Raw genomic sequence first — 20,879 nt, forward strand, 5'->3', positions numbered from 1 at the left:
GGTTTTATGTCTATGCGCCTTCTTAACCGACTCAACCAGTTCCAGCGCCTGTGGCAGCCCTCCCGGGGGGAGCCCCAGCAGGTGACCATTCCTGAGCTTGCCGGTCGCTGCTTTTGCAGTGAGCGCCATATCCGCACCCTGCTGCATCAGCTGGCGGAGCGTGGCTGGCTGTCCTGGCAGGCCGCCCCCGGGCGCGGCAGGCGTGGGGTATTGCGGTTTCTGACCACGCCGGATGCGGTGCGCGCCTCCATGATGGAGAGCGTGCTGAATAAAGGCCAGCAGCAGAACGCGCTGGAGCTGGCCCAGCTGGCACCGGAACAGCTGCGCCAGGCGCTGCAGCCGTTTCTTGGCGGCCAGTGGCAAAACGATATCCCCACCGTGCGCATTCCTTATTACCGCCCCCTTGAGCCGCTGCTGCCGGGGTTTCTGCCCGGTCGGGCAGAGCAACACCTGAGCAGCCAGGTTTTCAGCGGGCTGACCCGGTTTTGCCAGGGCAGCGCCCGGCCGGTGGGGGATCTTGCCCACCACTGGGAAATTACCGACGACGGCCGCTGTTATGCCTTCTGGCTGCGCCCTTCCCTCTACTGGCACCAGGGTGAAAAGGTCACCGCCGCCCATCTGGTAGAGAGCCTGACACAGCTATGTGATGATCCGCAGGTGGGCCGGTTGTTTGCCAGCATTGCCGGGCTGGAGGCCCCCGCCCCGGGGCTGGTGCGGATCCGGCTGCATCGCCCGGACTACTGGCTGCCCTGGCGCCTGGCCTGCTACTACAGCCAGCTGCATTACCCGGGGGAGCCGCACACCGGTTGCGGGCCGTTTAAGATAGCGCAGTTCAGCCCGGAGCTGATCCGCCTGGCGCTCCATGAGCGCTACCATCTGACCCACCCGCTGATTGGCGCCGTGGAATACTGGATAACGCCCCAGCTGTTTGATGCGCGCCTCGGCACCAGTTGCCGGCACCCGGTGCAGATAGCCATCGGCGAGCAGGCGCAGCTCACCTCGCTGCGCCCCATTGATAACCGGCTGAGCCTCGGGTTTTGTTATCTGGCTATTAAGCAGCAGGGGCGGCTGTCTGCCCGCCAGGCAAAGTGGCTCATGCACCTGATCCACCAGAGCGGCCTGTTAACCACCCTGCCCGTTGAAGATGGCCTGATCCAGCCCAGCCGTGAGCTGTTGCCCGGCTGGCCACTGCCGGACAGCCGCCACTGTGAGCCCACCCCACTGCCGGCCACACTCACCCTGCTCTACCACTTACCGGTAGAGCTGCACGCCATGGCCAGCCAGCTGGTCAGCCATCTGGCCCGGTATGGCTGCACGCTGACGCTGCGTTTTCATGATGCCAAAAACTGGTCCGGCTGCCCGGATATGGACACGGCCGATATCCTGATGGGGGACCGGCTGATTGATGAGGCCGCCGAATATACGCTTGAACAGTGGCTGCGCAGCGATGTGCTGTGGCAGGCGGTCTTTTCCCCGCCGCGCTACCGCCAGCTTCTGCACCAGCTGGATGAGATCCAGCAGCAGAGCAGCCCGGCGCAGCGTATCGCCGGGCTAAAAGCGCTGTATGAAACGCTGATGGCCGAATCGGTGCTCACCCCGCTGTTTAACTACCACTACCAGATCCACGCCCCCCCAAATGTTCAGGGGGTGCATATTAATGCCCGGGGCTGGTTCGATTTTACCCGCCTGTGGCTACCGCCCCCGGTCTGAAGCACTGGCACCGTGCGCCTGCGGGCGCTACCATATGCGGCTGTCGGTACAAAAAAGGGTGACTATGAAACGCGCAGTTGTTGTTTTTAGCGGAGGCCAGGACTCCACCACGTGTCTTATTCAGGCGCTGCATCAGTATGATGACGTGCACTGTGTAACCTTCGATTACGGCCAGCGCCACCGCGCCGAAATCGACGTGGCCCGGGAGCTTGCCCTGAAGCTGGGGGCCAGGGCGCACAAAGTGCTGGATGTTACCCTGCTTAATGAGCTGGCCGTCAGCAGCCTGACCCGGAACAGTATCCCGGTGCCGGACTACGAACCCGATGCCGATGGCATTCCCAACACCTTCGTGCCCGGGCGCAATATTCTGTTCCTCACCCTGGCGGCTATTTATGCTTACCAGGTCCAGGCGCAGGCAGTGATCACCGGGGTGTGCGAAACGGATTTCTCCGGCTACCCGGACTGCCGGGACGAGTTTGTCCGGGCGCTCAATCACGCCGTATCGCTGGGCATGGCCCGGGATATTCGCTTCGAAACGCCGCTGATGTGGCTGAACAAAGCAGAGACCTGGGCACTGGCGGATTACTGGGGCAAACTGGACCTGGTGCGCAGCGAAACCCTGACCTGCTATAACGGCATCAAAGGGGATGGCTGCGGCGAGTGTGCGGCCTGCCATCTCCGGGCGAACGGTATTGAGCACTACCTGGCCGACAAAGCTGCCGTGATGGCGCAAATGAAGCGCAAAACCGGCCTGGCATAACGCAAACCCGGGGTTATTCAGGCGGGCCCCGCCTGAATAACCGGGTGTACTCCCCGTGTTTACTCCCCGTGGGTGGCAATCATCTGTTCCAGTTTTTCCCGCAGTTCCCCCTCCAGCGCCAGCGCCTTCTGGGTGCGCAGATCCACACAAACGAACGTAATCAGCGCATCGGCAACGGTGATACCGTCTGGCTCCCGGGTGATCACCTGGCTGAGCACGCCGCTTTTGCCGTTCAGCTGTTGCAGGCTACTGGTGATGATCAGCCGGTCGCCCAGCACGGCGGGTTTACGGTAGTTGATATTGATATTGGCCACCACAAAAGCAATCTGGTGCGCCACCATCCAGCGAAAGCTCTCTTCCTGCTCCAGCGCTTCCCAGCGCGCCTCCTCCAGAAATTCCAGATAACGGGCATTATTTACATGCTGATATACATCCAGGTGGTATCCCCGGACTTTTATGGTCGTCTGCATAGCGCCTTACCCTGTCAACGGTTACGGTATTTAGTAAAGAGGTCGTACCAGTTAGCACGACCTCTACAGCTTAGCAAACATCCGGCGTTTTTACGGACGGGATACTCAGAGTTTGATCAGCGCCATATTCCGCTCCACCAGGGCGGTGCCAATGCCGGGAACCTCACTCAGGGATTCGGGGGTTTTAAACGGGCCATTTGCCTCCCGGTGGCGGACTATCGACTCGGCCTTCTTCAGTCCCACGCCGTTGAGGATCTCGGCCAGCTCTTCGGCGCTGGCGCTGTTAATGCTGACCCGCAGTTGCGCCTGCGGGGCGGTGGCGGTTTTCGCCGGGGCCCGGCTCTGGCTGGCGGGCGGCTTTTCTGCCGGGCTTGCCGCGTATACCGGTAACGCAAGGCTCCCGCCTGCAGCCAGCAGTGCCAGTAAAGCCAGCGTGGTTATCTGCTTCATATTGTTCTCCTTTCAGTAAGTGGTCACAGGGACACTACCCGGGGAGCGATACGGGAACAAATAGCAAACGCCAGATATGGAAAAGGCCGCGTAAGCGGCCTTTGGTTGTTTCGGTGGGTTACACCCGGGTGCGAGCCCGCGCGAAGTTATTGCTGCTCCAGCGCGTCGCCCGTCTTAATTTTGGCCTCTTTACGCAGGTTAGACATCAGCGCTTCGAAGGCGATTTGCGCATTGTTCTGGGTTATCCCCTGAACCATGGCTTTTTTCTGCTCTTCCGGCATCTGACCGGCGCGCACTTCCTGCAGGGCGACGATCACCGTATTCCCCTGCATATCGTTGCTGACACCATAAGACGGCTTATCTTTTGCCGGTAACGGCAGGTTAAAGACCGCCTGGCTTACCGGATCCTGAGAGGTCCGCACGAAGGTTTTCACCTCCCCGAACTGCAGCGCGGCGGCTTTCATGGCCTCATCACCTTTGCCGGTCTTCAGGCTGGCCAGTAGTTTGTCCGCCTCGGCTTTGGCCTGGGTATCGGCCTTCTGGCGCTTAACAGCGGCAACCACCTGCTCACGCACCTCGCTCAGGGGTTTTACCGCCTGGGCTTTGTGGTCTGCAATGCGCAGCACAAAGGCGCGATCCCCGTCCACGGTGATAATGTCAGAGTTGCTGCCCGGCGTGCCGTTCTCCCCGACCAGGTTACCGCTGAAAATCGCCTCGGTGACCGGTTTGAAGTTCAGCGCCTCAGGGATGTTGTCGCGGCTAAACCAGTCTGTATCAACAATCTTCACCCCGGCCACTTTTCCGGCGGGCACCAGGGATTCGTTGTCGTTGCTGGCCGCGTCGCTCACTTTCTGCTGCAGGGCGTAGAAGGTATCCAGCGCTTTTTCCTGTTTCACCTTCGCCGCGATGCTGTCGCGCACTTCAGCCAGCGGTTTTACCTGCTGAGGCTGAACATCGTCCAGCCGGGCAATCAGGAAGCCGACTGAGGATTTAATCACGCCAGAGAGCTGGCCTTTTTCTTTCAGGCCCGCGTTTTTCAGCTCTTCGGGCATGGTGGCATCTTCCAGCCAGCCCATATCGCCGCCGTTACGGGCGGAGATGATATCGGTAGATTTCTCTTTGGCGACGCTGGCAAAGTCTTTACCGCTGCTGAGCTCATCCAGTGCGGCTTTGGCGGCGGCCTCGTCTTTGGTCTGGATCACGCTAAAGCGGTAGCGGGCAGGCTGGGTGAACTGATCCTGGTGCTGATCATACCAGGACTGAATGTCTGCATCGCTGGCCCCGGCCTGCATGGCCGCGGCATCCAGCAGGATATAGCTGACTTTAAACTGCTCCGGCGTTATCAGGGCATTTTTATGCTGCTGATACCAGGTATCGATTTCCGCGTCGGTCACCTGCTGTTTTGCCGCCAGTGCGCTGACATCAATGGTGGCTTCGCGGGCCAGGCGCTCCTGGGATACCAGTGCTGCCAGCTCGTCGGTTTCGCCTTTCAGCATAAAGTCGGAGCCCACAACGGCGTTAATCAGCTGCTGGGTGGTGAGCTGGTTACGCAGCGCCTGGGCGTACTGATCGGCAGACATACCCATGCTGGAGAGGATCGCGTTATAGCGGCTGTTATCGAAACGGCCATTGTTCTGGAAAGCGGGCTCTTTAAAAATCGCCTCTTTTACCTGCTGGTCGCTGATAGAGAGCCCCAGCTTGTGGGCGTACTGATCAAGCAGCGCTTCATCAACCATGCGCTGCAGCACCTGCTGGCGCACGCTTTTCATATAGCCTTCGTTACCGGCAATCTCAGAATACTGATCGCCAAGCTGCTGCTGGAGGCGGTTACGCTCCCCGGCAAAGGCGTTTTCAAACTGGGCCCGGCTAATCTCCTGACCGTTAACTTTTGCGGCATAATTATTGTTACCGCCAATCAGGTAGTTACCCACGCCAGTCAACACGAATGACACGATAATCAAACCCAGAATGATCTTGAGTACGACGTGGTTTGCCGCCGCACGTAAATTGTCCATCATGGTGTAACAACACTCCGCTGTAGTGTAATAAGTGAGCCATCGCATCGCGCAATCTGGCCATAGGACGCCAGTTCAGCCCTGCGATGCGCAAGCGTCTATTTTGACAAGAAACAGGGGCGATTGTCAGCCCACACTGGAAAGAAAATCCCGGATAAGAAAAAAGGCACATACGGGATGTGCCTTTTTCATAAACTGTCAGCCAGACGGTGCTTAGTTAACCGCGTCTTTCAGTGCCTTACCAGCACGGAAACCCGGCACTTTCGCCGCAGCGATAGTGATTTCTTTACCGGTCTGAGGGTTACGGCCTGTACGGGCAGCACGCTCTTTTACCGCGAAAGTACCAAAGCCTACCAGAGCAACATCATCACCAGCCTGCAGAGACTCAGTAACAGACGCGATCAATGCATCTAACGCACGCCCGGCCGCAGCTTTAGAAATATCAGCACCAGCGGCAATTTTGTCGATCAATTGGGACTTATTCACTATTCTCTTCCTCTCTTTATATTTTATATCGCACCGGAATCCATTGTAGTACGACCGCGCAGCAGTTATATCAGGGTTGGTATGCCCTTACAACACCCGTTAGTCCGGGTAACACCACCATCCGGGGCGGACTTGCACTAAGGTAGCCAGACAAAAAAAGGCTGGCAAGTAAGAATTACCCTGCCAGCCTTGTTTTTATCAGCGCACTGTGGACTGAATCACTATTTCGCGGTCACCACTTCCATGCCAAATGGTTCATTTTGCAGAGCAAGTTGCAGAACCTCTTCGATGCGTTTCACCGGATGGATCTCCAGATCGGCAATCACATTTTCCGGAATATCCTCAAGGTCGCGCTTGTTCTCATCCGGGATAAGTACCGTTTTAATGCCACCACGGTGTGCCGCCAGCAGTTTCTCTTTCAGGCCGCCAATCGGCAGTACCAGACCACGCAGGGTAATTTCCCCGGTCATGGCGACATCGGCACGCACCGGGTTACCCGTCAGGCAGGAGACCAGCGCCGTACACATAGCGATACCGGCGCTCGGGCCGTCTTTCGGGGTGGCCCCTTCCGGCACGTGGACGTGGATATCACGTTTTTCATAGAAATCCGTGTTGATGCCCAGTTTTTCCGCCCGGGCACGCACCACGGTCAGCGCCGCCTGGATGGACTCCTGCATCACTTCACCCAGTGAGCCGGTGTAGGTCAGCTTGCCTTTACCCGGTATGCAGGCGGTCTCGATAGTCAGCAAATCGCCGCCCACTTCGGTCCACGCCAGCCCCGTGACCTGGCCCACGCGGTTTTCGCTGTCCGCGCGCCCGTAGTCAAAGCGCTGAACCCCCAGGTAGTCGTGCAGGTTGTCGCCGTTAATCTCAATGTGCTTAAGGGATTTATCCAGCAGCAGCTGTTTCACCGCCTTACGGCACAGTTTTGAAATTTCACGCTCCAGGCCACGCACGCCCGCCTCGCGGGTGTAGTAACGAATAATGCCGACAATGGCGCTGTCGTCCACTTTCAGCTCGTTCTTTTTCAGGGCGTTACGCTCAATCTGCTTCGGCAGCAGGTGGCGTTTAGCAATGTTCAGCTTTTCGTCTTCCGTATAACCCGACAGACGAATCACTTCCATACGATCCAGCAGCGGCGCCGGAATATTCATGGAGTTCGAGGTGGCAACGAACATGACGTCGCTCAGATCGTAGTCCACTTCCAGGTAGTGGTCGTTAAACGCCACGTTCTGTTCCGGATCCAGCACCTCCAGCAGTGCAGAGGCCGGATCGCCGCGCATGTCGGATGACATTTTGTCTATCTCATCCAGCAGGAACAGCGGGTTTTTAACGCCCACTTTTGCCATCTTCTGGATAAGTTTGCCCGGCATAGAGCCGATATAGGTACGGCGGTGACCGCGGATTTCCGCTTCGTCACGTACCCCACCCAGCGCCATACGCACGTATTTACGCCCGGTGGCTTTGGCAATGGACTGGCCCAGAGAGGTTTTACCGACCCCGGGAGGCCCAACCAGACACAGGATAGGCCCTTTGATTTTATTCACCCGGCTTTGTACCGCCAGATACTCAAGAATACGGTCTTTGACCCGATCCAGCCCGTAGTGGTCGGTATCGAGGATTTCCTGGGCCTGGCGCAGATCTTTTTTGACCTTGCTGCGGGCGTTCCACGGCACCTGTACCATCCAGTCGATGTAGCCGCGTACCACGGTGGCTTCGGCCGACATCGGGGACATCATTTTCAGTTTCTGCAGCTCGGCCTCGGTTTTTTCCCGGGCCTCTTTGGGCATTTTCGCCGCTTCGATTTTGCGTTTCAGCGCTTCGTTTTCATCCGGCGCGTCGTCCATTTCGCCCAGCTCTTTCTGAATGGCTTTCATTTGCTCATTCAGGTAATACTCGCGCTGGCTTTTTTCCATCTGCTTTTTGACCCGGTTGCGAATGCGCTTCTCAACCTGGAGCAGATCGATTTCTGACTCCATCATGGCCATCAGATATTCCAGACGTTCGTTCACGTCTGACATTTCCAGTACCGACTGCTTGTCCGCCAGCTTCAGCGGCATATGGGCCGCAATGGTATCGGCCAGGCGCGCCGGATCGTCGATGCTGTTAAGGGAGGTCAGCACTTCCGGCGGAATTTTTTTATTCAGCTTGATATAGCCTTCAAACTGGCTGATCGCCGTGCGCACCAGCACTTCCTGCTCGCGCTCTTCAATAGCCGGAGATTCCAGATATTCGGCCTGTGCCGTGAAGTGATCGCCATTGTCAGAAAGCGTGGTGATACGGGCACGCTGCAACCCTTCAACCAGCACTTTGACAGTACCGTCCGGCAGCTTGAGCATCTGTAAAATAGACGCCACAGTCCCGACGGCAAAAAGATCGTTTACACCAGGTTCGTCTGTTGAGGCCTCTTTTTGCGCCACCAGCATGATTTTTTTATCATGGTCCATGGCTGCTTCCAGGCAACGGATGGATTTCTCGCGCCCGACAAACAAAGGAATGACCATGTGCGGATAAACCACCACATCGCGCAGCGGCAATACGGGGATTTCAATGCGTTCAGAACGCTCAGGATTCATAGAGCTCTCTCTTAGTTTAACTTCCGCCAGGGAATGGGCACACGTGAACGCGTTTCACGCCATCTCTATAATTCAGGTAAATCAGTATATGGGGATGTTTCCCGTACATTCAATGTCAGGAATACAGGAAAAATAAATGGGGGATAAAATCCCCCATTTTTGGATAACTGCTTGTCGGAAATGGTTAATTATTCGCCAGATGCCTGTTGGGCTTCTGTCTTACCATAAATCAGCAGCGGCTTAGACTGGCCATCAATAACCGACTCGTCAATCACCACTTTTTCGACATCGTCCAGGGACGGCAGATCGTACATGGTATCCAGCAGGGCGCCTTCAACAATTGAACGCAGGCCACGGGCACCGGTTTTACGGGACACGGCTTTTTTGGCAATCGCCACCAGCGCTTCGTCGCGGAATTCCAGATCGGTGCCTTCAAGGCTGAACAGCGCCTGATACTGCTTGGTCAGGGCGTTTTTCGGCTCTTTAAGGATCTGGATCAGCGCTTCTTCGCTCAGCTCATTCAGGGTCGCCACCACCGGTAAACGGCCAATGAACTCCGGAATCAGACCAAATTTGATTAAATCTTCCGGCTCCGCCTGGGAGAGCAGCTCACCTTCCGTTGCCTTCTGGGATTTGCCTTTTACCGTCGCGCCAAACCCGATACCAGAGCCGGTTTCAACACGGTTGGCAATCACTTTATCCAGACCGGCAAAAGCGCCCCCGCAGATAAACAGGATCTTCGAGGTATCCACCTGCAGGAACTCCTGCTGCGGATGTTTACGCCCGCCCTGAGGCGGTACTGCCGCGATGGTGCCTTCAATCAGTTTCAGCAGCGCCTGCTGTACCCCTTCACCGGAGACATCACGGGTGATAGACGGGTTATCAGACTTACGGGAGATTTTGTCTATCTCATCGATGTAGACAATCCCGCGCTGGGCTTTCTGCACGTCGTAATCGCACTTCTGCAGCAGTTTCTGGATGATGTTTTCCACATCTTCACCCACGTAACCGGCCTCGGTCAGGGTGGTGGCATCCGCCATGGTGAACGGCACATCCAGCAGGCGGGCCAGGGTTTCTGCCAGCAGGGTTTTACCGCTACCGGTCGGCCCAATCAGCAGGATGTTACTTTTACCCAGCTCCACGCCATTGGCGCTGTCGCCATTGCGCAGACGCTTGTAGTGGTTATATACGGCCACCGCCAGCACTTTTTTCGCCTGCTCCTGCCCGATCACGTAATCATCGAGGTGGCTGCGAATTTCATGGGGGGTCGGCAATGCACTACGCTCACGATGCGGTGCAACTTCTTTTATCTCTTCGCGAATAATGTCGTTACATAAATCGACACATTCATCGCAGATATACACTGACGGCCCGGCAATCAGCTTGCGCACTTCATGCTGGCTTTTGCCGCAAAAAGAGCAGTACAGCAGTTTGCCTGAACCGTCTTTGCGCTTATCTGTCATCAGTAAAACCTCTTTTCTGTTACTCTGCGCCACGCCAGGCGACGCAAACGCCATTTACAGGCACAACCGATATCCACGCCTTCAGGGTGCCGCCTCTGTTGTACAGTATAGCGGCCCCCCCGATCAGATCAGGAACGATGCGTTAAAATTGAATCAACCAGACCATACTCCACCGCTTCGCTGGCAGACAGGAAACGGTCGCGCTCGGTATCATTCTCGATTTGTTCCAGCGGTTTACCCGTGTGTTTCGCCATCAGCTCATTCATCCGCGCTTTGACTTTCAGGATCTCTTTGGCGTGGATTTCAATATCCGTCGCCTGGCCCTGGAAACCGCCCAGCGGCTGGTGAATCATCACCCGGGAGTTAGGCAGGCAGAAACGCTTACCTTTCGCGCCCGCTGTCAGCAGGAATGCCCCCATCGAGGCCGCCTGGCCCATACAGATGGTGCTGACATCCGGTTTGATAAACTGCATGGTATCGTAAATCGACATCCCGGCGGTAATCACCCCACCCGGCGAGTTAATATATAGATAGATATCTTTTTCCGGGTTTTCAGCTTCCAGGAACAGCATCTGGGCCACAATCAGGTTTGCCATATGGTCCTCAACCTGACCGGTCAGGAAAATGACACGTTCCTTAAGCAGACGCGAATAGATATCGTAGGAACGCTCACCCCGGGAGGTTTGCTCCACCACCATCGGCACCAGTGCCATATGGGGTGCAAATTGATCGTGTTCGCCACTGTATGACATGTCCGTCTCCTTATTAATCTTTTAACTGACCAGGCAATACTGATGCTACCTGAGCGCCAGCGGGTTCACAATCGGCCGCCAGGCTCCACACGTACACGGACAGAATATCAGCCAGGGTCACCAATACATTATCCTCTAAATGAGGGCGTACTTGTTCTGTTTCAAGCATAACAACCTTTTCCGGTTACGCTAAGCCCTGCTGGTGCTTTTATTCTTGCCGGGTGTTCGTTGTTTCATCAGCCACTTAGACCGTAAACCGCCAATTGGTTCGCCTGTAATAAAAAAAACCCGCCGCCAGAAGGCGACGGGTTTATTGCTTAACGGCGCTGAACCGGGAGGCTATCAGGCCTGCTGGTTCATCAGCTCGCTGAACGTGGTCGCTTTTTCGGTAACTTTCGCTTTTTCCAGTACCGCTTCAACAGCCTGCTCTTCCAGAGCAACATTGCGCATGTTGTCCATCAGCTCATTGTTTTTGCTGTAGAATTCGATAACCTCTTTCGGATCTTCGTAAGCGGAAGCCATCTCTTCGATCAGGGCTTTAACGCGCTCGTCGTCTGCTTTCAGTTCATGAGAACGGATAACTTCACCCAGCAGCAGACCAACAACAACGCGGCGCTTAGCCTGTTCTTCGAACAGTTCACGCGGCAGTTCCATCGCCTGTTTCTGGTTGCCACCGAAACGCTGAGCGGCCTGGCGACGCAGTACGTCAATTTCACCGTCGATCAGGGCAGCAGGGATTTCGATTTCGTTCGCTTTAACCAGACCTTCGATAGCCTGAGACTTGATACGGTTACGTACCGCGCCTTTCAGTTCGCGCTCCATGTTTTTACGCACTTCAGCACGCAGACCGGCAACAGAACCATCTTCAACGCCAAAGCGCTTGATGAACTCTTCAGTCAGTTCCGGCAGCTCACGCTCTTCAACTTTCTTCAGGTTGATAACGAATTTAGCCGCTTTACCTTTCAGGTTTTCAGCGTGGTAATCTTCCGGGAAGTTCACGTCGATGGTGAACTCTTCGCCCGCTTTGTGGCCTTTAACGCCTTCTTCAAAGCCCGGGATCATGCGGCCCTGGCCCATAGCCAGTACGAAATCAGTGGCTTTACCGCCTTCGAATTCTTCGCCGTCTACAGAGCCGGTGAAGTCGATAGTAACGCGGTCTTCTGCTTCTGCAGCGCCGTCTTTATCTTTCCAGGTCGCCTGCTGTTTACGCAGGGTGTCCAGCATGGTGTCCACGTCAGCGTCGGTGACTTCAACAACCGGTTTTTCAACTTCGATGGCGTCCAGATCTTTGAGTTCAACTTCCGGGTAGACTTCAAACTCTACCGCGTAAGTGAAATCCTGGCCTTCTTTGTATTCGCCCGGAACGTAGTTCGGTGCGCCAGCCGGATTGATTTTTTCTTTGATGATGGCGTCAACAAAGTTGCGGCTCATCAGGTCACCCAGCACGTCCTGGCGAACAGATGCGCCATAACGCTGAGCAACGATATTCATCGGTACTTTACCTTTACGGAAGCCGTCAATACGGACTTTCTTCGCCACATCGACCAGCTCTTTCTTCACAGCACTTTCGATGCTGTCAGCAGCAATAGTAATCGTCAGGCGGCGCCCAAGGCCCTGAGTGGTTTCAACTGAAACTTGCATCTTGTTACCTCAAAAAATCACAGTGCTCGGTCAACTCCGGAAGCCCCGTCAGGGTACCTCACGAAACCGGGATGTCTTCGTCGTAGTCAGAACACATTCCCTGTCGCCAGAATCATCCCGAATACAATCCGAAAAATAAGACGCAGCATTATAGCGGCATCACATTAGTGAGTCGAGAACGGTGATACCCCGCAGTGCGGCGCATTTCACAGTTCCCGCCCTCCTGAGTCTGAAATGAAACGGAAACAAGTAGCTTTCAGACAAAATAAAACGGCCCGCAGGCCGTTTTTTGCTTTTCTGCGCCACGCAACATACTGGAAAAGTCTGTTACGTTGCAACCCGAACGCGTCAGGCAATAGAGCCTGCACCGCGGCAAGGCGGCGACGCTGACAGCGTATCCTCCAGCGCGCTCCACTCTTTTGGCGTGTAAGTATGTAACGCCAGCGCGTGGACCGTGTTTGCCAGCTCGTCACTTAATGTACCGTAAATCAGGCGATGTCGGTTCAGAAAGCGCTCACCGGTAAAGCGATCGCTTACCAGTACCACTTTGAAATGACTTTCAGAGCCCGCGGGAACATTGTGACGATAACTTTCATCGGTAACTTCCAGGAACACGGGGTCGAATGCTGTCTTTAATTTTGCTTCTATCTGCTCGCGTACCATCATAATGTTCTCCTCAACATCACTGAGATGCCACCCATCTCGTTAAATATTAGCCGCTTTTACCGCTTCCATTGCGGCACGATAGTAAATATTTGCAGTTCCCGGCACCAGGAAAGCCTGTTCTCATGTTATACCCTCGATTACCCTCCGGTTTCTTGTGTTATTTTTTAGTAAACGACCTGAGTGCTTAAAAAGAGAACAATTCAGCATAAAATAGCCGCTATTCCAGGTGCTGAGCATCCGAGGCGGTGTTATGATGGCGGCGTTTTTATAAATGCTACCAGGCACAAAGAGATACACAACATGCTAAAAAGATTGCTCGTTCCCTTCGTTGCACTGTTTATGCTGGCAGGTTGCGCTACCCCGCCAACAACGATTGACGTCTCCCCGAAAATCACCCTCCCCCAGCAGGATCCGAGCCTGATGGGTGTCACTATCAGCATTAATGGTGCCGATCAACGTTCCGATCAGGCGCTGGCGAAAGTGACCCGGAATAACCAGCTGGTGACACTGACCCCAAGCCGCGATCTGCGTTTTCTGCTCCAGGAAGTGCTGGAAAAACAGATGGCCGCCCGTGGCTATATGATTGGCCCGAACGGTTCTGCGAATCTGCAAATTGTGGTGAATCAGCTCTATGCGAACGTCTCCCAGGGTGACGTGCGCTATAACATCGCCACCACCGCCAATATCGCTATTCTGGTCACCGCTCAGAACGGCAATAAGCTGACGAAAAACTACCGCGCAAACTACAACGTGGAAGGTGCCTTCCTGGCCAGCAATAAAAATATCGCCGAGGCTGTTAACTCCGTGTTAACAGATACCATCACTGATATGGCTCAGGACACCAGCGTTCACGACTTCATTAAACAGAACGCCCGTTAATTGCCATTACGCTGGCCCGAAACACCGGGCCAGCTACCGAGTACGCCATGCCCAGCCATTATCTACGAATATTTCAGCAACCCAAATCAGCCATTCTGCTTATTCTGGGCTTCTCTTCCGGCCTTCCCCTGGCCCTGACTTCCGGCACGCTTCAGGCCTGGATGACCGTTGAAAACATTGACCTGAAAACCATCGGTTTTTTCTCGCTGGTGGGGCAGGCTTATGTGTTTAAGTTTCTCTGGTCCCCCCTGATGGACCGCTACACCCCGCCCCTGCTGGGGCGCCGCCGCGGGTGGTTACTGATAACCCAGATCCTGTTACTGCTGGCTATTGTCGGCATGGGGTTTATGAGCCCCGCCTCGCACCTGCGCTGGATGGCAGCCCTGGCCGTGGTGGTGGCGTTCTGCTCTGCCTCTCAGGATATTGTTTTTGATGCCTGGAAAACCGATGTGCTGACACCGGAAGAGCGCGGCAGCGGTGCGGCGATAAGCGTGCTGGGTTACCGCCTGGCGATGCTGGTTTCCGGCGGGCTGGCCCTGTGGCTGGCTGACCGCTATCTGGGCTGGCAGGCCACCTACTGGCTGATGGCCGCGCTGCTGATCCCCTGTATTATTGCCACCCTGCTGGCGCCAGAGCCGTCAGATGTTATTCCGGCGCCGCGCTCCCTGGAGCAGGCGGTACTGGCCCCGCTGAAAGATTTCTTCGGGCGCAACAACGCCTGGCTCATTTTGATGCTGATTGTGATGTACAAGCTGGGCGATGCCTTCGCCATGAGCCTGACCACCACGTTTCTGATCCGTGGCCTGGGGTTTGACGCGGGCGAAGTGGGGGTGGTTAACAAAACCCTCGGGCTGTTTGCCACCATTGTCGGCGCCCTGGCAGGCGGGGTACTGATGCAGCGGCTGACCCTGTTCCGCGCCCTGCTTATCTTCGGGATCTTACAGGGGGTATCGAATGCCGGTTACTGGCTGCTGTCGGTGACCGACAAGCATATGGTCACCATGGCCTGCGCGGTCTTCTTTGAAAACCTGTGCGGCGGTATGGGCACCGCAGCGTTTGTGGCCCTGCTGATGACCCTGTGCAACAAGTCGTTTTCCGCCACCCAGTTTGCCCTGCTCAGCGCCCTCTCGGCCGTAGGGCGGGTCTATGTGGGGCCGATTGCGGGCTGGTTTGTTGAGGCCCACGGCTGGCCAACGTTTTATCTGTTCTCCGTTATTGCGGCCGTGCCGGGTATTCTGCTGTTGCTGGTCTGTCGCAGAACGCTGGAATATACCCGGCTGACAGAGCACTTTATGCCGCGGCGCTATTTTGCCGGTGCCTACCGGGTGGCGCTGCGCATGCTGATGGCCTGCTGCGCGGTACTGGCCGTGTGGCTGGTGCTGCTGGCCCTTTCCGGGCTGGGTATCACGCTCTTTGCCGACACCAGCCTGCTGCCGGAGGTGGCGTTGTGGCTGGGTATCGCCGGTATTCTGTATGGTACAGGGCTGGATATTGTGGCGCTGCGCCGGGAGTCCATGGCCGCCCGCGATCCCCAATCCTGACTGCCCGAAGCGGCACCGGAAAAAGACTGCTGCGGCAGTCTTTTTTTATTTATTAAATTAATTCAGTAAAAAATTAACCTGGTTCCGGCGATATTTCGCTGCGGATAATAACATAGAGCAATTAATACGGTTAAATATTCACCTACCCGTTCTGCGGATAATTGCGTTTTCGTGCGGAAATAACGCCATCAAATAATAAAACGGGCGAAAGTTAATTTTTTTGGTTTCTCGATTCAGCCACGTAGATTTTATTTTCCCCGTGCGGTTCGCCGTTTATTTTGTTTTGAGATTGTTAATAATTTGTGCTTATTTGTTATTGGTTATACCAATTTACATTGCAGCAATAACGATCCGTCCCGTTTGGTTATAACACCAGGCATCCCGCTGTATCGGCTCACGTTTTATCACATCTGGCAACAGCTGAGATACACTTCCCATAAAGTGCAACACCACACTGACAACATGCCAATTGTATTTACAGTAATGTAACCATCCCGTAAAATACCCGCACACCTTAAAGTCACCACTCCCTCCTGGAATTGAGGTCGTTCAATGAGACTCAGGAAATACAATAAAAATTTGGGATTGTTGTCATTAATCGCAGGCGCTGTGTTACTCAGCGGCTGTGATTCTGCACTTCTCAATCCAAAAGGACAGATTGGACTGGAGCAACGCTCACTGATACTGACGGCCTTCGGCCTGATGTTGATTGTCGTGATTCCCGCCGTCTTAATGGCCATTGGTTTCGCCTGGAAGTACCGCGCGAGCAACAAAGATGCCAAGTATAGCCCTAACTGGTCACACTCCAACAAAGTGGAAGCTGTGGTCTGGACGGTGCCTATTCTTATCATCCTGTTCCTGGCGGTGCTGACCTGGAAAACCACTCACTCGCTCGAACCCAGCAAACCGCTGGCTCACGATGAAAAACCAATCACCATTGAGGTGGTTGCTATGGACTGGAAATGGTTCTTTATCTATCCGGAACAGGGCATCGCCACGGTAAATGAAATAGCTTTCCCGGCGAACACCCCGGTGGAGTTTAAAGTGACCTCCAACTCGGTGATGAACTCCTTCTTCATTCCGCGCCTCGGCAGCCAGATCTACGCCATGGCCGGTATGCAGACCCGTCTCCACCTGATTGCTAACGAACCGGGCACCTATAACGGCATCTCCGCCAGTTATAGCGGTGCGGGCTTCTCCGGCATGAAGTTTGATGCGATTGCCACGCCGGATCGCGCTGGTTTTGACCAGTGGGTGGCGAAAGTGAAGCAATCAGCACAAACCATGAACGACATGGACACCTACGAAAAACTGGCCGCGCCGAGTGAGTACAACAAAGTGGAATACTTCTCCAGCGTCAAGCCGGGCCTGTTCGTGGATGTTATCAACAAGTTCATGAGCCACGGGGATAACGGCATGAAGATGGAAGAGCATCCTGCCGCTGAGCATAACGCTCATGAAGGGATGGAAGGTATGGACATGAGTCACGGGCAAGCCGCTCACTAAGGGGCCGAGGAATATAACAATGTTCGGAAAACTTACACTGGATGCGATCCCCTTCCATGAACCAATTATCATGGTTACGGTGGCCGCAATTATCGTCGGGGGACTGGCGATACTGGCACTGATCACTTACTTCGGTAAGTGGTCCTGGCTATGGAACGAGTGGCTGACCTCGGTCGACCACAAACGCCTGGGGATTATGTATATCATCGTCGCCATCGTGATGTTGCTGCGCGGCTTTGCCGACGCCGTCATGATGCGCAGCCAGCAGGCGCTGGCCTCGGCGGGTGAAGCCGGGTTCCTGCCGCCTCACCACTACGATCAGGTCTTCACCGCCCACGGCGTTATCATGATCTTCTTCGTGGCGATGCCGTTTGTTATCGGCCTGATGAACCTGGTGGTGCCGTTACAGATCGGTGCCCGCGACGTGGCCTACCCGTTCCTTAACAACCTGAGCTTCTGGTTTACGGTTGTCGGGGTGATTCTGGTGAACGTCTCGCTGGGTGTGGGTGAATTTGCCCAGACGGGCTGGCTGGCCTATCCGCCGCTGTCGGGGGCAGAGTACAGTCCTGGCGTAGGGGTAGACTACTGGATCTGGAGTCTCCAGCTTTCCGGTGTTGGTACTACGCTTACCGGGATTAACTTCTTCGTTACCATTCTGAAGATGCGCGCCCCGGGCATGACCATGTTCAAGATGCCGGTCTTTACCTGGGCATCCCTGTGCGCCAACATCCTGATTATTGCCTCATTCCCGATTTTAACTGTCACCATCGCACTGCTGACCCTGGATCGCTATCTGGGCACCCATTTCTTCACCAACGATATGGGCGGCAACATGATGATGTACATCAACCTGATCTGGGCCTGGGGCCATCCGGAAGTGTACATTCTGATCCTGCCGGTGTTCGGTGTGTTCTCTGAAATCGTGGCCACCTTCTCCCGTAAACGCCTGTTTGGTTATACCTCTCTGGTGTGGGCGACGGTGTGTATCACCCTGCTGTCGTTTATCGTCTGGCTGCACCACTTCTTTACCATGGGCGCCGGGGCGAACGTTAACGCCTTCTTTGGTATCACCACCATGATTATCGCCATCCCGACCGGGGTGAAGATTTTCAACTGGCTGTTCACCATGTACCAGGGCCGCATCATCTTCAACTCGGCGATGCTGTGGACCATTGGCTTTATCGTCACCTTTACCGTTGGCGGGATGACCGGGGTACTGCTGGCCGTTCCGGGTGCGGACTTTGTGCTGCATAACAGTCTGTTCCTGATTGCCCACTTCCATAACGTTATTATCGGTGGTGTGGTGTTCGGGTGCTTCGCCGGTATGACCTACTGGTGGCCGAAGGCGTTTGGTTACACCCTCAACGAAACCTGGGGCAAACGTGCCTTCTGGTGCTGGATTATCGGCTTCTTCGTGGCCTTTATGCCGCTGTATGCGCTGGGCTTCATGGGGATGACCCGCCGCCTGAGCCAGCAGATTGACCCGCAGTTCCACACCATGCTGATCGTGGCCGCCTGCGGTGCTGCGCTGATTGCGCTGGGGATCCTGTGCCTGATTATTCAGATCATCGTCTCTGTGCGTGACCGCGAGCAAAACCGCGATCTGACCGGTGACCCGTGGGGCGGTCGTACCCTGGAGTGGGCCACCTCTTCCCCGCCGCCGTTCTACAACTTTGCCATTGTTCCGCAGGTTGATGAGCGCGACGAGTTCTGGGAAATGAAAGAAAAAGGCACGGCCTACAAACAGCCTGCCCGTTATGAAGAAGTGCATATGCCGAGAAACAGCGCCGCCGGTATGGTTATCGCCGCCTTCGCTACGGTATTTGGTTTCGCCATGATCTGGCATATCTGGTGGCTGGCTATCGTCGGTTTCGCCGGGATTGTGGTGACATGGATTGTGAAGAGCTTCGACGAAGACGTGGATTACTACGTTCCGGTTGCTGAAGTCGAGAAGATCGAAAACCAGCATTTCGCCGAAATTACTAAAGCAGGGCTGAAAAATGGCAACTGATACTCTGACCAACGCGCACGCCCATGCGCATGATCACGGGCACCACGATGCGGGATCCAATAAGGTTTTTGGGTTCTGGATCTACCTGATGAGCGACTGCATCCTGTTCGCCTGTCTGTTCGCCACTTACGCGGTTCTGGTGAACGGCACTGCGGGCGGCCCAACCGGTAAGGACATTTTTGAACTGCCGTTCGTACTGGTTGAGACCTTCCTGCTGTTGTTCAGCTCCATCACCTACGGCATGGCGGCTATCGCCATGCACAAAGGCAACAAGAGCCAGGTTATCTCCTGGCTGGCGCTGACCTTCCTGTTCGGGGCCGGGTTTATCGGGATGGAAATCTATGAATTCCACCACCTGATTGCCGAAGGCTTTGGCCCGGATCGTAGCGGTTTCCTCTCTGCGTTCTTTGCACTGGTGGGCACCCACGGTCTGCACGTGACCTCTGGCCTGCTGTGGATGGCAGTGCTGATGGTGCAGATCTCGCGCCGCGGCCTGACCGCCACTAACCGCACCCGGATCATGTGCCTGAGCCTGTTCTGGCACTTCCTGGATGTGGTGTGGATTTGTGTGTTCTCTGTAGTGTATCTGATGGGGGCCATGTAATGAGTCATACAACTGATCAACACGGCGCGTCCCACGGTAGCGTTAAGACCTATATGACCGGGTTTATCCTGTCGATTATTCTGACAGTTATCCCGTTCTGGATGGTGATGAATGGCACTGCGTCGCACGCGGCTATTCTCGGCACTGTCCTGGTTACCGCCGTGGTACAGATTCTGGTCCATCTGGTCTGCTTCCTGCATATGAATACCTCATCTGAGGAGCGCTGGAACCTGACGGCCTTTATCTTTACCGCCATTATCATCGCTATTGTCGTAGTCGGCTCCATCTGGATCATGTGGAACCTGAACTACAACATGATGCTTCACTAAGAGCGGCGAAAATGATTAAGCAATACCTGCAAGTTACGAAACCAGGCATTATTTTCGGGAATTTAATCTCGGTCATTGGCGGCTTTTTACTCGCCGCCAAAGGCCAGATTGACTATCCCCTCTTCCTGTTCACCCTGGCGGGCGTGTCCATGGTGGTGGCGTCCGGTTGTGTTTACAACAACGTCATCGACCGGGATATCGACCGCAAGATGGAAAGGACGAAGAACCGGGTGCTGGTAAAAGGCCTGATCTCGCCGGAAATGTCGCTGGTGTACGCCACTGTGTTGGGTATTGCTGGCTTCACTACGCTGTGGTTTGGCGCAAACCCGCTGGCCATGTGGCTGTCGGTGATGGGCTTTGTGGTTTATGTGGGGCTCTACAGCCTGTATATGAAGCGCAAGTCCGTCTATGGCACCCTGATTGGTAGCCTGTCCGGCGCGGCGCCGCCGGTTATTGGTTACTGCGCGGTCACCGGTGAGTTTGATACCGGTGCGGCAATTCTGCTGGCGATTTTCAGCCTCTGGCAGATGCCGCACTCCTACGCCATCGCCATTTTCCGCTTTAAGGATTATCAGGCGGCCAATATTCCGGTATTACCGGTGGTGAAAGGGATTTCTGTCGCGAAAAACCACATCACGCTGTACATCATTGCTTTTATGGTCGCGACCCTGATGCTGTCTCTTGGGGGCTATGCCGGGTATAAATACCTGGTCGTCGCCGCCGCTGTCAGCGTCTGGTGGCTGGGCATGGCGCTTTCCGGTTACAAAACCGCAAACGACAAAGTCTGGGCGCGCAAGCTGTTCGTGTTCTCCATTGTGGCGATCACCTCCCTGAGCGTGATGATGTCCGTTGACTTTATGGTGCCAGATACCCATAACCTGGTCGCCTGGGTCCGGTAAGCCGGCAAACCACTAAAAGGGCGCATCAGCGCCCTTTTTTATTATTAAAATCAGTGAGAAATCCCTGTAATATTTAGTCATTAACCGGCCATTTACCCACCCCCTCCCCCGCACTACACTA

General features: G+C 55.2%; 18 protein-coding genes. 9 read left to right on the top strand and 9 right to left on the bottom strand.

Going from position 1 to position 20,879, the window contains the following annotated elements; all coding sequences use genetic code 11:
* The first annotated feature begins 12 nt into the window (after positions 1 to 12).
* Positions 13 to 1,710 (top strand): SgrR family transcriptional regulator, encoded by a 1,698-nt coding sequence (locus EBL_RS13915; RefSeq protein WP_002444599.1) that lies wholly within the window; start codon positions 13 to 15, stop codon positions 1,708 to 1,710.
* 34 nt (positions 1,711 to 1,744) lie between these two features.
* Complete coding sequence (queC, locus tag EBL_RS13920; RefSeq protein WP_126298300.1) at positions 1,745 to 2,470, top strand: 7-cyano-7-deazaguanine synthase QueC; 726 nt, start codon at positions 1,745 to 1,747, stop codon at positions 2,468 to 2,470.
* A 59-nt stretch (positions 2,471 to 2,529) separates the two neighbouring features.
* Here the strand turns inward: queC and EBL_RS13925 are convergent, their stop codons facing one another.
* The 9 genes from EBL_RS13925 to bolA all read right to left on the bottom strand — a co-directional run bounded on the left by EBL_RS13925 (position 2,530) and on the right by bolA (position 12,989).
* Positions 2,530 to 2,940 (bottom strand): YbgC/FadM family acyl-CoA thioesterase, encoded by a 411-nt coding sequence (locus EBL_RS13925; RefSeq protein WP_002444604.1) that lies wholly within the window; start codon positions 2,938 to 2,940, stop codon positions 2,530 to 2,532.
* A gap of 105 nt (positions 2,941 to 3,045) precedes the next feature.
* On the bottom strand, positions 3,046 to 3,390 hold the full coding sequence (locus tag EBL_RS13930) for a ComEA family DNA-binding protein (RefSeq protein ID WP_002444605.1): 345 nt from the start codon (positions 3,388 to 3,390) through the stop codon (positions 3,046 to 3,048).
* Between the two features lie 146 nt (positions 3,391 to 3,536).
* On the bottom strand, positions 3,537 to 5,408 hold the full coding sequence (gene ppiD / locus EBL_RS13935; protein WP_002444607.1) for a peptidylprolyl isomerase: 1,872 nt from the start codon (positions 5,406 to 5,408) through the stop codon (positions 3,537 to 3,539).
* A gap of 210 nt (positions 5,409 to 5,618) precedes the next feature.
* Positions 5,619 to 5,891, bottom strand: coding sequence for a nucleoid-associated protein HU-beta (gene hupB / locus EBL_RS13940; protein WP_002444653.1), 273 nt, complete (start codon positions 5,889 to 5,891; stop codon positions 5,619 to 5,621).
* A 221-nt stretch (positions 5,892 to 6,112) separates the two neighbouring features.
* Positions 6,113 to 8,467, bottom strand: a complete 2,355-nt coding sequence (gene lon / locus EBL_RS13945; RefSeq protein WP_002444655.1) for an endopeptidase La — start codon at positions 8,465 to 8,467, stop codon at positions 6,113 to 6,115.
* 188 nt (positions 8,468 to 8,655) lie between these two features.
* Positions 8,656 to 9,930 (bottom strand): ATP-dependent protease ATP-binding subunit ClpX, encoded by a 1,275-nt coding sequence (gene clpX / locus EBL_RS13950; RefSeq protein ID WP_002444657.1) that lies wholly within the window; start codon positions 9,928 to 9,930, stop codon positions 8,656 to 8,658.
* 128 nt (positions 9,931 to 10,058) lie between these two features.
* On the bottom strand, positions 10,059 to 10,682 hold the full coding sequence (gene clpP / locus EBL_RS13955; RefSeq protein ID WP_002444659.1) for an ATP-dependent Clp endopeptidase proteolytic subunit ClpP: 624 nt from the start codon (positions 10,680 to 10,682) through the stop codon (positions 10,059 to 10,061).
* Positions 10,683 to 11,024: 342 nt separating this feature from the next.
* Positions 11,025 to 12,323 carry a trigger factor gene (tig, locus tag EBL_RS13960; protein ID WP_002444663.1) on the bottom strand — a complete coding sequence of 433 codons (1,299 nt, stop codon included), beginning with the start codon at positions 12,321 to 12,323 and terminating at the stop codon, positions 11,025 to 11,027.
* 348 nt (positions 12,324 to 12,671) lie between these two features.
* On the bottom strand, positions 12,672 to 12,989 hold the full coding sequence (gene bolA / locus EBL_RS13965) for a transcriptional regulator BolA (RefSeq protein WP_002444665.1): 318 nt from the start codon (positions 12,987 to 12,989) through the stop codon (positions 12,672 to 12,674).
* A gap of 300 nt (positions 12,990 to 13,289) precedes the next feature.
* On the opposite strand from bolA, the gene EBL_RS13970 reads away from it, so the two are divergent.
* From EBL_RS13970 to cyoE, 7 genes are all read left to right on the top strand, one after another.
* The gene (locus EBL_RS13970) at positions 13,290 to 13,868 is read left to right on the top strand and encodes a lipoprotein (protein WP_002444667.1); all 579 of its coding nucleotides are present in this window, start codon (positions 13,290 to 13,292) and stop codon (positions 13,866 to 13,868) included.
* A 47-nt stretch (positions 13,869 to 13,915) separates the two neighbouring features.
* Positions 13,916 to 15,409: a muropeptide MFS transporter AmpG gene (ampG, locus tag EBL_RS13975; protein ID WP_002444669.1), complete on the top strand. Its 1,494-nt coding sequence runs from the start codon at positions 13,916 to 13,918 to the stop codon at positions 15,407 to 15,409.
* A 552-nt stretch (positions 15,410 to 15,961) separates the two neighbouring features.
* Positions 15,962 to 16,915, top strand: coding sequence for a cytochrome o ubiquinol oxidase subunit II (gene cyoA, locus EBL_RS13980; RefSeq protein WP_002444671.1), 954 nt, complete (start codon positions 15,962 to 15,964; stop codon positions 16,913 to 16,915).
* Between the two features lie 19 nt (positions 16,916 to 16,934).
* Positions 16,935 to 18,926, top strand: a complete 1,992-nt coding sequence (gene cyoB / locus EBL_RS13985; protein WP_002444673.1) for a cytochrome o ubiquinol oxidase subunit I — start codon at positions 16,935 to 16,937, stop codon at positions 18,924 to 18,926.
* Complete coding sequence (locus EBL_RS13990) at positions 18,916 to 19,530, top strand: cytochrome o ubiquinol oxidase subunit III (protein WP_002444675.1); 615 nt, start codon at positions 18,916 to 18,918, stop codon at positions 19,528 to 19,530. Before cyoB ends, EBL_RS13990 begins: the two co-directional genes overlap by 11 nt.
* The gene (locus tag EBL_RS13995) at positions 19,530 to 19,859 is read left to right on the top strand and encodes a cytochrome o ubiquinol oxidase subunit IV (RefSeq protein ID WP_002444677.1); all 330 of its coding nucleotides are present in this window, start codon (positions 19,530 to 19,532) and stop codon (positions 19,857 to 19,859) included. Before EBL_RS13990 ends, EBL_RS13995 begins: the two co-directional genes overlap by 1 nt.
* A gap of 11 nt (positions 19,860 to 19,870) precedes the next feature.
* Complete coding sequence (gene cyoE / locus EBL_RS14000) at positions 19,871 to 20,758, top strand: heme o synthase (RefSeq protein ID WP_002444679.1); 888 nt, start codon at positions 19,871 to 19,873, stop codon at positions 20,756 to 20,758.
* Positions 20,759 to 20,879 lie beyond the last annotated feature (121 nt).

The organism is Shimwellia blattae DSM 4481 = NBRC 105725, assembly GCF_000262305.1.
GTDB classification, from domain to species: Bacteria; Pseudomonadota; Gammaproteobacteria; order Enterobacterales; family Enterobacteriaceae; genus Shimwellia; species Shimwellia blattae.